The sequence below is a fragment of the Butyrivibrio sp. XBB1001 genome (assembly GCF_000424505.1).
Taxonomy (GTDB): Bacteria; Bacillota; Clostridia; order Lachnospirales; family Lachnospiraceae; genus Butyrivibrio.
On record NZ_AUKA01000002.1, the window covers coordinates 1 to 11661 of the forward strand.

Below are 11661 nucleotides of genomic sequence, written 5' to 3' on the forward strand. Positions count from 1 at the left end.
ATCATGGAGACATTTTTCGGGCGATTAAAGAATGAGATGTACTATGGCTATGAGTCTTGTTATGACTCGTTTGAATCATTTAAGATGGCATTAGAAGAATACATAGATTATTATAACAACAGAAGGATCCAATCAAAAACAAAATGGATGCCTCCTGTTAAATACAGGGAAGCATCCATGTGTTCCGCTTAACTTTTAACATGTGTCCAGGATTCTGGGTACATATCAGAGGGAAGCGGCCTTAACTTTCGCCTAAATCTATCAAGCCTTCTTGAGCTTACTTTCTCTATAGATGATATCTGTTCTGGCAGGGCCGTTACTTACCATAGTGATAGGATAGCCGATCTGCTCTTCGATGAATTCGATGTAGTTGCGGCAGTTCTCTGGAAGATCTTCGTACTTCTTGATGCCGCGGATCTCGCACTTCCAACCTGGAAGAGTCTTGTAAACTGGCTTAGCCTTGTCGAGAAGGTGAGTTACAGGGAACTCTGTAGTAACTTCGCCGTCGATGTCGTAGCCTACGCAAACTGGAATCTCATCAAGATAGCCAAGTACATCAAGTACTGTGAAAGCAACATCTGTTGTGCCCTGAAGTCTGCAGCCGTACTTACTTGCTACGCAGTCATACCAGCCTACACGTCTTGGTCTTCCTGTTGTTGCGCCGTACTCACCGCCGTCGCCGCCGCGTCTTCTAAGTTCCTCAGCCTCGTCTCCAAAGAGCTCAGAAACAAAAGCACCTGCGCCTACAGCAGAAGAGTAAGCCTTGGAAACAGTAACAATCTGCTTGATCTCATAAGGAGGGATACCAGCACCGATTGCACCATAAGCTGCAAGAGGAGAAGAAGATGTAACCATAGGATAGATACCGTGATCTGGATCCTTCATGGTTCCAAGCTGTCCCTCAAGGAGAATTGTCTTGCCCTCCTTGATAGCCTTATCAAGATAAAGAGCTACATTTCCGATGTAAGGCTTAACCTGCTCTCTCCAAGCAACGATCTGATTGAAAAGAGCTTCCTGATCGATTGGATCTGCATGATAGAGATTTACAAGGATTACGTCCTTGATCTCAGCTACACGAGCAATCTTCTCCTTAATAGCTTCATCATCCTGGAAGAACTCGTTGATCTGCCAGCCAATCTTGGAATACTTGTCTGAATAGAAAGGAGCGATACCTGACTTGGTAGAACCAAAGCTCTTACCAGCAAGTCTAGCCTCTTCAAGAGTATCAAAGAGTACGTGATAAGGCATCATAACCTGTACTCTGTCAGAGATCATGATCTGTGGAGCAGGAACTCCCTTGGATGTGATCTCATCAAGCTCCTTCATGAACTTTGTAATATCGAAAGCTACTCCATTGCCGATGATATTCATGATGTTCTGGTGGAACACACCAGATGGCATTGTGTGGAGTGCAAATTTACCATAATCATTTACAATTGTGTGACCTGCATTGGCACCACCCTGAAAGCGGATAACAACGTCTGCCTGATCTGACAGAGTGTCTGTGATCTTACCCTTACCTTCGTCTCCCCAGTTAGCGCCTACTACTGCTTTTACCATTATAATTCCCTCTCTTCATACTCTACTTGTGGATAGTTTTGCAAAAGAAATATCTTTCTCTTGAAACCTATTCCATAATATCAATATTAAAAACATAAGTAAAATCAATATTTTTTATGCTAGCCATAAGCATAACTTATTTCTTGAAAATTTATATAAATTTATATAATTTTTCGACATTATCACAAATAATTGCATAAAATATATAGTATAAACTGACGATATTACATTTGTGATTGGACCATATTTTTGTTCATTGAGAAGTATTGAGTAGGAGGTCGTTATGGCAGAAAAGGCTCAGAAGAAGGATACTTTTAGTCAGAGTGCTTTCAAAAAACTATCTGTAGGCGATAAGTTTAAGAAAGTTTTCAACAGCTTCAGAAACAACCTTATAGCTATCTTTGTAGTTATCATTTTGATTGACGTAGTAGCTCTTTTCAATTTGAATAATATCTACAATGTTTACTATGAGCAGAATACCCAGCAGGGAGAGGTGCGTATTACAATCCAGGCCCTTGCCAAGTATTATCTGTGGGCGCTGTCAGCTCAGGATGCTGATGACAGAAACGAGCAGATTTCAGGCGCTCAGGAGAAAATCCAGGAGCTAAATGACGGTCTGGACACTCTCAAGAAAGTGTATAAGGGAGATCTTTCTACTGCATATCAGCATATTGCAGACATAGATACTGCTGATGACAAGTTTATTGAGATGTTTAATAACGGTGCTTCTGATGCGGAAATTTATGAATACTATGTCGGAACAGTCAATGAGGCTATCAAGGTTGTAGTTAAGGACTTCAAGCAGATTGGTATCTCTGCAAAAGAGCAGGCTCAGGCCGCATATATTATGGCCCTTGTAATGGTCATTATAATGACAGCAGTATCTCTTGTAGTTGTTGTTTACGCAATCTTGTACCTTACAAAGGCAAGAAGAGCACTTACAAACAGCATTCTTGGACCAATCAACGCAATTTCAGAAGCTGCAGATGAAATGTCAAAAGGTAAGCTGGAACTTAAGATCGAAGCTGATTCTGAGGATGAGCTTGGTAAGTTGGCAAAAGACATTTCTTATTCAACAGATGTTATAGAAGATATTGTAAAAGATATCAATGAGACACTTAAGAGAATGTCCGGCGGAGATTTCTCTTCTGGAACCCAGAATCCAGATTTGTATATTGGAGATTATGTAGCGATTCGTGATGCATTAAATGATATTTCCGATAACCTTAGCAGTACGCTTTTGGAAGTCAGAAATTCTTCTCAGCAGGTATCACAGGGCGCAATAAATATGTCACAGGGTGCCAATGACCTGGCAGAAGGCTCAACAGACCAGGCAGCAGCTGTTGAGGAACTTACAGCTTCAGTTAACTCAGTTACTGAACAGACCAAGCAGCTTGCTGATGTTGCTGAAAAGAGTAAGGCAATGGCTACAGAAGTTAGAGATAATGCAGAAACAAGTGCCAGAAAGATGCATCTTGTTACAGATGCAATGACAAGGATCACTGAAGCTTCTGCAGAGATTGAGCAGGTAACAAATACTATCGAAGCAATAGCCAAGCAGACATCACTCCTTGCACTTAATGCTTCTATCGAGGCAGCAAGAGCAGGTGAGACTGGAAAAGGATTCGCAGTTGTTGCTGATCAGATTGGTAAGCTTGCAGATCAGAGTACTGAAGCTGCCAAGAATACACATCAGCTCATTGCAGATACAATGGATGAGATCAACAATGGTAACTCCGTAGTTGCAGAAACCACAGAAGCTCTCGATGCTATGCAGCACAGTGTAGAGGAAATCACTTCGATGATCATCCAGACTGGAGATCTTGCAGAGCAACAGGCTCAGAGCATGGATGAGATTGACAAGGGAATCGATATGATTTCCAACGTAGTTCAGAACAACTCCGCTACAGCCGAAGAATCCAGCGCTGTATCCCAGGAACTTTCAGAACAGTCCGAGAGTCTTAACAACCTCATCGGCCAGTTCACAATAAGCGAATAACTGCCATCACTACATAGATGTGAAGCCCCTTTCGTAGGCATGCCCCTGCGGGAGGGGCTTCTGTATGCGCACTTGTCATCATCCCCATCATAGTCACATACGCCATCTCACCAAAAGAAAGCCGCTAGCGATATTCATGGAAGTTTTTTTCGTCTGTGTATAGGAGGGAAAATTCATGAAGCTCCTGACACTACATAAGAATTCTGCTTCGGTTCAACATGTTCGAGCGCCAAGGGGCAGCTTTTTACTCACGCCAGTTTCCGTAGTGCTCGTCACTGACAAATGCAGATTTTCTTAGATGCTTCCGCAGTTTTTCTTCTAATGCGCATGCTGCAGCGTAAACTTGCAGGACGGTGAGCAATATTACAACAGAAAATGCCATAGCCCGCAGAGCGGGCGTTACAAGAAATGGGGAATCAATCCTCTCAAGCTAGCTTGGAGAAGTTGATTCCCCATTTCTTTATGGCGCAAGCGCCAAATGGCATTTTCTTATTAAAAAAACTTACCCCGTCCTGCTTCAGACAACGCTTCGCACGCGCGGGAAAAACTGCTGTGGAAACATTAGAAAATCGCATTTGCCATCTAAGACTCGCATAGGAAACTGGACGCCTCGCAAGCGCTGCCTAGGCGCGAGTTTTGAACCGTAGAATTCTTATGGATCTGTCAGGAGCCCATGAATTCCCGAACTGGAGCCGACGAAAAAAACTTTCTGAATGAGCGAGGGTAGGCTTTCTTTTGGTGGGGCGCAGATGTAGTGAAGGGGAATGATAACAAGTTTCTTTTTATTTAATAATTTAGTGGACAAATTTAACGTATAATTAATCTGTAATTATTTTTGCCAGGACCAGATTATGTTCGTATAAATAGATATCTTAGATGTGCAAGGAACATCGGATATTGGAGGAAAAGAAAATGCTGAAACACTTAAATGACGATGAACTTATGAATGTTGTAGGCGGCAAGAACATGACTGAAAATGAATTGCAGGGCTTTACTACTAGAAAGGCCGAATTCGAGAATGCCTGGGATGCGCTTAAAATGGAGCAGAAGGGCTACACAGGAAATATGAGGGCAGAACTTTTTGATGAGTGGGAAGCTGCCGGATATACGCCAGATGCAGTAGCTTTTCTTGGCAGATTGAAGTAAATACTTCTGATCACTAAAAGCCCATGAAAGCGAGGTATTATCTATGATGAATATGGAGAATGCCATTAACGACAATGAACTTTTAAATGTGAATGGCGGAAGAAGCACCAGTACATCAAAAGACAGTGCTGGGGAGAATAAAGTAAAAGTATTTTGCCCTGAGTGCAAGGAAACAACTACTTTTATTGTGTACTCTGGTGCGAGAGGTAAATGCACAAAATGTGGTCATCAGATGACCGTATAAATATAATCTTGGAATTAAGGCATAAAAGGGAAGTTAGTGAAAAAAAGTGGCGTAAAAAAATCTATATCTATGAGTAGACGAGCGGTATCCATAACCACCATCTCCTCACTCATAATGACACTTGCATGTCTTTTAGTTGCAAGTGTCTTCTTCGAGCGGATTTCAATCGGAATTTATGAGCAGATGGAAACCTCCATCACAGGTTCTGCGCTGCAAAATGCAGACCATGCCCTTCTTGAGAAAATCATCCTTGAAACAGAGGAAGCTCTTGATCAGATAGAAGATCCCGCAGCAGAATATAGTAGCCATGAGCAGGAATACCTTCTAAATTTTGCAAAAATCCAGGACAGCCAGGACTATAAAACACTCTGGAATTACTTTAATACTACCAGAAAGAGTACAGAGAGCACCTGCTTTGTCCTTGTAATGCTGCGCCCTAGGGAGAACTACTGGGTCTATGTAATGGATGCAAGTGACTACAACGTAATTCCCTGTGGAACTCTTTTACTTGATGATTTCTCACAGTATGATGGCCATCCTGGAAAAGAGTTTGATGGCTTTGTGACTATTTCTCCTACCTATGGAAGAGTGAGAACGGACGGAGTACCGGCTTATATTGATGAGGAGAAAGATATATACGCCTACCTCCTTGCTGATATTCCAATTAGTGAAGTAAGGCAGAAGGGATATCTTTTTATCCTTAATACTGCTGTGCTTGCCATAATAATCACTGCACTTTCCTGTATCTTTGTGTATCTGGCAGTTAAAAAGACTGCTGTTGAGCCAATTAACAATATTGCTGAAAAGGCTGAAGACTTTGTGGACAGCTATGAAAAGAGATACGGAGAGCACCTGGAAACTCATATCTTTGAGGAACTCTATAATGGAGATGTAAGCGAACTTCAGAATCTTTCAAGGTCACTTTCCAGTATGGAGCTTGAGACCAACAGCTACATCAAGGATATAGACAGACTTGCAGGTGAGAAGGCAAGAACAAATACAGAACTTGAGATAGCCACAAGGATCCAGGCAGCTTCTATTCCTAGAAACTTTGATGATTATAAGCATATAAGTGAGTTTGAATTATATGGCGATATGAAGCCTGCCAAGGCAGTTGGTGGTGACTTCTACGATTTCTTTTTACTGGATGATACTCATCTGTGCCTTGTTATGGCAGATGTATCTGGAAAGGGAATACCTGGCGCTCTATACATGATGGTTTCCATGATAGCTATAAAGACAAGGGCTGAGCAGGGCGGAAACCCTTCTGAAATATTAAGGTATGTAAACGACAGGCTATCAGCCAACAATTCTGTGGATATGTTTGTCACAGTGTGGCTAGGAATACTTGATATAAATACAGGCCATGTAATTGCAGCAAATGCAGGCCATGAGTATCCTGCTGTAGCTGATGAAAATGGAACTTATACTCTTATGAAGGACAAGCATGGATTTGTCTGCGGAGGCATGGAAGGAGTCAGATACAAGGACTACGAATTTGATATTCCAAGGAATGGAAGGCTCTTTATATATACTGATGGAGTGCCGGAGTCAGCCAATAACAATAATGAATTCTTTGGCACAGACAGGATGCTAAGCGCACTTAATCAGTGCTCAGACAAAAATCCTAAGCAGACCATCGAACACGTTCAGGAGGAAATCGAGAAGTTTACAGAAGGCGCGGAAAGATTTGATGATACTACGCTTTTGTGCCTGTGGTATAAGGGATAAATTAAGAGGGACTAATAATGGAAAGATTAGAAGTTCAGGCAACTAAAGAAAATCTCCTTGAAGTATCTGCCTTTGTTGAGGGCTATCTTGAAAAGCTTGATTGCCCAATGAAGGCTATGATGCAGATAAGCGTTGCAGTGGAGGAAATCTATATCAACATTGCTAGCTACGCTTATGGAGATAGCACAGGAATGGCTGAGATCCTGATCGACCATGATCAGGCACTAAATTCGGTCAGCATAACCTTTAAGGACAGCGGAGTTCCTTATGATCCGCTTGCCAAGGAAGATCCGGACATCACTCTTTCTGCAGAGGAAAGAGCAATTGGTGGTCTTGGAATATTTATGGTTAAAAAGAGCATGGATGACATGAAATATAAATACGAAGATGGCAAAAACGTGCTTACCATAGTCAAGAAACTGTAGAAACGGATAACTTGAGGTTTAGTCCTATGAAAGTATCCTTTGACCTTGATGAAGTTTTGTTCGTAAATCCGGATGGATTTGAAACAGAGCCAGAACTTCGATTTCCCTTTAACAGAATGTTTCCTGAAAGACTTAGGAAAGGAACGGTTTACCTGATAAAAGAGCTTCAGAAAAGAGGCTTTGAAGTCTGGGTGTATACCTCCTCCTTTCGCACAGATGTCTATATCAAAGCGCTATTTAGACACTACAATATCCACTTTGACGATATTGTAAACGGATACAGGCACAAAGCTGAGGTGCAGGGGGACAGAGCCATAACGCTTCCTCAGAAGATGCCAAGCCATTACAGAATATCCCTTCACATCGATGATGAGGATGCCATTATACAAAATGGTAAAAAATATGGTTTCAGAGTCATGAGAGTATGTGAACCGGATGATGAGTGGGCAGAAAAAATCCTTGCAGAAGCTGAGAGGATACGAAAACTTGAAGAGGCGCAGCAAGGTGGGAGATAGCTATGGATGAGAATGAGAACAAACTCGTTATTGCAGAGAAACTATTCGAAAAATACGGAGCAAAGCCTCTGGAAATAAATAAAAGGAATCGCGAGAAATTTGGTGAGAGAAGGATTTTCTTTTACCAAGACAATTACTACAGAGTAGGAAAGCTATTGTCTGAGAAAGATGCAGAAAAGTACATGGTTGTAAGCTGTATCGATAACGAGAAGTATGCTGAAATCGGCATGCTGGAAGATATAGAAGCAATACCATTTTCAGCTGATGAAGCTGAAATTGAGAAACAGATTCGCCTGATACTAGGAATTGACCAATATCCAGAAAATTTTTATCAGTGAACAAAACGTTTTCTGGAAAATAAAACTTGAAAATATTAGGAAATAAACGGTTTTCAGAATAATGAAATTCGTTTATCATATATTAATAAGGCATAAATGCTATAGGAGGGAAAGCATATGTTAAACATTAACAAAACTTTGGCAGGAAATGATCTAAACATTAGTCTGGAGGGAAGACTTGATACTATGACAGCACCTGATCTTGAGGCGCAGCTTACAGCAAGTCTTGGTGGTGTAGAGAACCTTGTTTTTGATTTTGCCAAGCTTGAGTACATTTCATCAGCAGGACTTCGTGTTCTTTTATCAGCACAGAAGACTATGAACAAGCAGGGAACAATGGTTGTAAGAAACGCCACAGAGGAAGTTAAGGAGATTTTTGAAGTTACAGGCTTCTCAGACATTCTTACTATTGAATAAATATTTTTTGACGGGGAGATAATGATATGGAATCTGAAAAGATGCTTATAACTAACAAGAATTTCAAGATCTACGATGCGCTTTCAAAGATAGACAGCTATCTTGAAGATTTGGAGCTTGGAAAGAAGGATACTCTTCACATGAGACTTCTCATGGAGGAGACCCTTGGTATGCTGGGAGCCATGACCGGGGATTATCATGCACTTATCTGGGTTGAAAAAGATAACAACCAGTGCCAGGTCAAGCTGGTTGCCAAGACAGAAATGGATGTGGACAAGAAAAAAGAGCTTTTGTCTGTTTCAAAGTCTGGTGAGAATACCCTTCACAAGGGATTCATGGGTAAGATTGGTGAGATCATCGAAAATGGTATCTTAAACTATGAGAATGTAATGAAGCTGCAGCAGGTCTATGGCGGTGGCTATGTTGATTATGCTGCACTTGGTGGAAATCCGTCAGACTCAATGTTTGTGTGGAGTCTTGACCAGTATAGAGATGCTCTTGATGAAGCAAGAGGAAGCGATAACGCTGCCGGATATGCTTGGGATGAGCTTGAAAAGTCAATTGTGGCAAGTCTTGCCAAGGATGTGACTGTTGGTGTAAAGATGGATCAGGTTGAATTAACGATCACAGCTGATTTGACCGGTAAATAAAAATATGAATGATAAAATTTTTAGGGAAAAGAGCATTAAAAGAATCTCTTCACCTGAGAATCTTTCTGAATATCTGCGAGTAACTACACCTGCCATGTGGATAATACTGACAGGTGTGGCTATTGTGCTTTTGGGGCTCTTTGTCTGGAGCAATTTCGTTGTTATAAATAGCTACGCATATGGAGAAGGTGTCGTCAAGGACGGCATTCTTACTGTAACCTACGAGGATCAGCGTGTAGCCAGGAACATTACTGATGATATGCTGGTTTCAATTGGTGATGTCTACATGGAGATAGATACTGTGGGCAGAGACAAGAATGGCCATGTGGTAACAGTATCAGATACTAATTTCCCAGATGGAGATTATGAGGCCAAGGCCTGTTACAGGCAGACCAAGGTCATAAGTATGCTTTTTAATTAAGAAAAAAAGAGGTGGCGTGTATGAACGCCAGAAAAACTGTTGGGAAGCCTTCCGAAGGCAAAAAGGTAAGAGTCCCTGTTGTTATGCAGATGGAAGCCCTTGAATGCGGCGCTGCATGCCTTACCATGATTCTTGCTTACTACGGAAAGTGGATACCCCTTGAACAGGTCAGATTTGACTGCGGGGTTTCCAGGGACGGCTCTAATGCAAAAAACATATTGTTAGCTGCAAGGAGTTATGGCCTTGAAGCAAAGGGATACCGCTTTGAACCAGAATCACTAGTTAAAAGCGGTTCTTTTCCATGCATAATTCATTGGGAGTTTAACCACTTTGTGGTACTCAACGGCTTTAAGGGTGGATACGCCTATATTAATGACCCAGCCAGAGGAACAGTCAGACTATCAATGGATGAATTTGATGAGGGCTTTACCGGAATATGTCTCATGTTCAGCCCTTCTAAAGATTTTAAGGCAGGGGGAAAGAAAAAGAGTACGCTGGAATTTGCAGCTTCCCGCCTTAGCGGCGCATCTGCCGCAGTTGTCTTTGTTATATTTTCCACTATTCTTGCATATATTTTTAATGCAGTAAATCCAAGCTTTACCAGGTTTTTTATTGACAGACTTCTATCTGGAGAAAATAAGGAACTGCTGGTGCCTTTTATCGTATTGCTTGCCCTTGTAGGCGGACTAAATATCCTTACATCTGCTATTTCCGATATCTATTCCCTTAAGATCGACGGAAAAATGTCTGTTCTTGGAAACAGTAACTACGTATGGAAAGTACTGCATCTTCCAATGAATTTCTTTAGCCAGAGACTCTCTGGGGACATACTTCAGAGAAAAAGCGCAAATGCCAAGGTCGCAGGAACTCTGGTAAATACCTTTGCACCTCTTTTACTAAATTTGGCTATGATGATCTTTTACCTCACTTTTATGCTGAGATATAGCTGTATCCTGACACTGATAGGGCTTTTTTCAATTGCAATTAATGGAATCCTTGCAAGAGTGATCTCTGACAAGAGAATAAATATAACAAGAAGAAGCCTTAGGGACAATGCAAAACTACAGTCTGCAACTCTTTCCGGAGTCATGATGATAGAGACTATAAAAAGCAGCGGCGCAGAGATAGGTTTTTTCAAAAAATGGGCTGGTTATCAGGCAGCAGTCAACAAGGAAAAGATTGAATATTCCCATATAAACATTTGGCTTGGAAGTATCCCTGCCTTTATAAATGATATTGCTAGCTTTCTGGTTCTGATAATAGGCGTAATGCTTGTTATGAACGGCAATTTCACTATTGGTATGGTACTGAGTTTCCAGATGTATTTATCATTATTCACGGCTCCTGCCATGAGAATAATTGGCGCTTCCCAGGAACTTCAGGAGATGCGCTCTAACATGGAGAGACTTGACGATGTTATGGAGTATCCCGAAGATGAAATTTTTAACAGCCCTCAGATAGAAGAGGACCAGGAATACAAAAAGCTTACAGGAGATATCCATATAAAGAATGTTACCTTTGGCTATTCAAGACTGTCAGAGCCAATAATTTCTGATTTTAGTCTTGATATAAAGCATGGAAGTAAAGTTGCAATTGTTGGTTCATCAGGATGCGGAAAGAGCACGCTTTCCAAGCTGATCTCGGGACTATATAAGCCCTGGAGTGGAGAAATCCTTTTTGGAGATAAGACCGCCTTTGAAATAGACAGAAATATTTTTACCGGCTCTGTTGCAGTTGTTGATCAGGACATAACTCTTTTTGAAGACCCCATAGATCAGAACATCAAGCTCTGGGATAACAGCATTGAAGATTTTGAAGTTATTCTGGCAGCCAGGGATGCGGGCGTTCATGATGAGATCATGGAAAGACCTGAAGGCTACAAAGCCAGCGTCGGAGAAAATGGAAAAAACTTCTCTGGAGGACAGAAGCAGCGTCTTGAGATAGCAAGAGTCCTTGCCCAGGATCCTTCTATAATCATTCTGGATGAGGCTACCAGCGCTCTTGATGCTGTGACGGAAATGAAGGTAATAAATGCCATCAAAATGCGAGGAATAACCTGCATCGTGATTGCACACAGACTTTCAACCATAAGAGACTGCGACGAGATTGTGGTTCTGGATAAGGGCAGGATCGTGGAGAGGGGAAGCCATGAACATCTGATGGAAAATGGCAAATATTATAAAGAACTCGTAACTAATGAGTAAGAGGGGACTTA

General features: G+C 41.5%; 13 protein-coding genes. 12 read left to right on the plus strand and 1 reads right to left on the minus strand.

Annotated features, from left to right (window positions below; translation table 11 throughout):
- The coding region (locus G631_RS17780; protein ID WP_035789270.1) for an IS3 family transposase at positions 1 to 192 on the plus strand (192 nt) is incomplete at its 5' end.
- Positions 193 to 261: 69 nt separating this feature from the next.
- On the opposite strand, the gene G631_RS0102835 is transcribed toward G631_RS17780, so the two are convergent.
- On the minus strand, positions 262 to 1560 hold the full coding sequence (locus tag G631_RS0102835) for an adenylosuccinate synthase (protein ID WP_026488157.1): 1299 nt from the start codon (positions 1558 to 1560) through the stop codon (positions 262 to 264).
- A gap of 283 nt (positions 1561 to 1843) precedes the next feature.
- Here G631_RS0102835 and G631_RS0102840 point away from each other — a divergent pair, with 283 nt between their 5' ends.
- The 11 genes from G631_RS0102840 to G631_RS0102890 all read left to right on the plus strand — a co-directional run bounded on the left by G631_RS0102840 (position 1844) and on the right by G631_RS0102890 (position 11650).
- Positions 1844 to 3559 carry a methyl-accepting chemotaxis protein gene (locus tag G631_RS0102840; protein ID WP_026488158.1) on the plus strand — a complete coding sequence of 572 codons (1716 nt, stop codon included), beginning with the start codon at positions 1844 to 1846 and terminating at the stop codon, positions 3557 to 3559.
- Between the two features lie 912 nt (positions 3560 to 4471).
- Positions 4472 to 4705, plus strand: coding sequence for a hypothetical protein (locus G631_RS0102845; RefSeq protein ID WP_026488159.1), 234 nt, complete (start codon positions 4472 to 4474; stop codon positions 4703 to 4705).
- Positions 4706 to 4748: 43 nt separating this feature from the next.
- Positions 4749 to 4949 carry a hypothetical protein gene (locus tag G631_RS0102850; protein WP_026488160.1) on the plus strand — a complete coding sequence of 67 codons (201 nt, stop codon included), beginning with the start codon at positions 4749 to 4751 and terminating at the stop codon, positions 4947 to 4949.
- Between the two features lie 69 nt (positions 4950 to 5018).
- Entirely contained in the window at positions 5019 to 6680 is a 1662-nt protein-coding gene (locus G631_RS0102855) for a PP2C family protein-serine/threonine phosphatase (RefSeq protein ID WP_155833862.1), read from the plus strand.
- Between the two features lie 17 nt (positions 6681 to 6697).
- Positions 6698 to 7105, plus strand: coding sequence for an ATP-binding protein (locus G631_RS0102860; RefSeq protein ID WP_026488162.1), 408 nt, complete (start codon positions 6698 to 6700; stop codon positions 7103 to 7105).
- Positions 7106 to 7131: 26 nt separating this feature from the next.
- A complete protein-coding gene (locus tag G631_RS0102865; RefSeq protein ID WP_026488163.1) occupies positions 7132 to 7620 on the plus strand; it encodes a hypothetical protein in 489 nt (162 codons plus the stop codon).
- A 2-nt stretch (positions 7621 to 7622) separates the two neighbouring features.
- A complete protein-coding gene (locus G631_RS0102870; RefSeq protein ID WP_026488164.1) occupies positions 7623 to 7958 on the plus strand; it encodes a hypothetical protein in 336 nt (111 codons plus the stop codon).
- Between the two features lie 117 nt (positions 7959 to 8075).
- Positions 8076 to 8375 carry an STAS domain-containing protein gene (locus G631_RS0102875; protein ID WP_035789273.1) on the plus strand — a complete coding sequence of 100 codons (300 nt, stop codon included), beginning with the start codon at positions 8076 to 8078 and terminating at the stop codon, positions 8373 to 8375.
- Between the two features lie 26 nt (positions 8376 to 8401).
- On the plus strand, positions 8402 to 9025 hold the full coding sequence (locus G631_RS0102880; RefSeq protein ID WP_026488166.1) for a hypothetical protein: 624 nt from the start codon (positions 8402 to 8404) through the stop codon (positions 9023 to 9025).
- A 4-nt stretch (positions 9026 to 9029) separates the two neighbouring features.
- The gene (locus G631_RS0102885; RefSeq protein WP_026488167.1) at positions 9030 to 9446 is read left to right on the plus strand and encodes a hypothetical protein; all 417 of its coding nucleotides are present in this window, start codon (positions 9030 to 9032) and stop codon (positions 9444 to 9446) included.
- Positions 9447 to 9466: 20 nt separating this feature from the next.
- Entirely contained in the window at positions 9467 to 11650 is a 2184-nt protein-coding gene (locus G631_RS0102890; protein ID WP_051196763.1) for an NHLP family bacteriocin export ABC transporter peptidase/permease/ATPase subunit, read from the plus strand.
- Positions 11651 to 11661 lie beyond the last annotated feature (11 nt).

What these genes read in the sequence shown, in the direction of transcription:
- G631_RS0102845 (WP_026488159.1), top strand. Translation starts at nt 4,472, where the DNA reads ATGCTGAAACACTTAAATGACGATGAACTTATGAATGTTGTAGGCGGC.
- G631_RS0102835 (WP_026488157.1), bottom strand. Translation starts at nt 1,560, where the DNA reads ATGGTAAAAGCAGTAGTAGGCGCTAACTGGGGAGACGAAGGTAAGGGT.
- G631_RS0102860 (WP_026488162.1), top strand. Translation starts at nt 6,698, where the DNA reads ATGGAAAGATTAGAAGTTCAGGCAACTAAAGAAAATCTCCTTGAAGTA.
- G631_RS0102840 (WP_026488158.1), top strand. Translation starts at nt 1,844, where the DNA reads ATGGCAGAAAAGGCTCAGAAGAAGGATACTTTTAGTCAGAGTGCTTTC.
- G631_RS0102865 (WP_026488163.1), top strand. Translation starts at nt 7,132, where the DNA reads ATGAAAGTATCCTTTGACCTTGATGAAGTTTTGTTCGTAAATCCGGAT.
- G631_RS0102885 (WP_026488167.1), top strand. Translation starts at nt 9,030, where the DNA reads ATGAATGATAAAATTTTTAGGGAAAAGAGCATTAAAAGAATCTCTTCA.
- G631_RS0102870 (WP_026488164.1), top strand. Translation starts at nt 7,623, where the DNA reads ATGGATGAGAATGAGAACAAACTCGTTATTGCAGAGAAACTATTCGAA.
- G631_RS0102855 (WP_155833862.1), top strand. Translation starts at nt 5,019, where the DNA reads ATGAGTAGACGAGCGGTATCCATAACCACCATCTCCTCACTCATAATG.
- G631_RS0102875 (WP_035789273.1), top strand. Translation starts at nt 8,076, where the DNA reads ATGTTAAACATTAACAAAACTTTGGCAGGAAATGATCTAAACATTAGT.
- G631_RS0102890 (WP_051196763.1), top strand. Translation starts at nt 9,467, where the DNA reads ATGAACGCCAGAAAAACTGTTGGGAAGCCTTCCGAAGGCAAAAAGGTA.
- G631_RS0102880 (WP_026488166.1), top strand. Translation starts at nt 8,402, where the DNA reads ATGGAATCTGAAAAGATGCTTATAACTAACAAGAATTTCAAGATCTAC.
- G631_RS0102850 (WP_026488160.1), top strand. Translation starts at nt 4,749, where the DNA reads ATGATGAATATGGAGAATGCCATTAACGACAATGAACTTTTAAATGTG.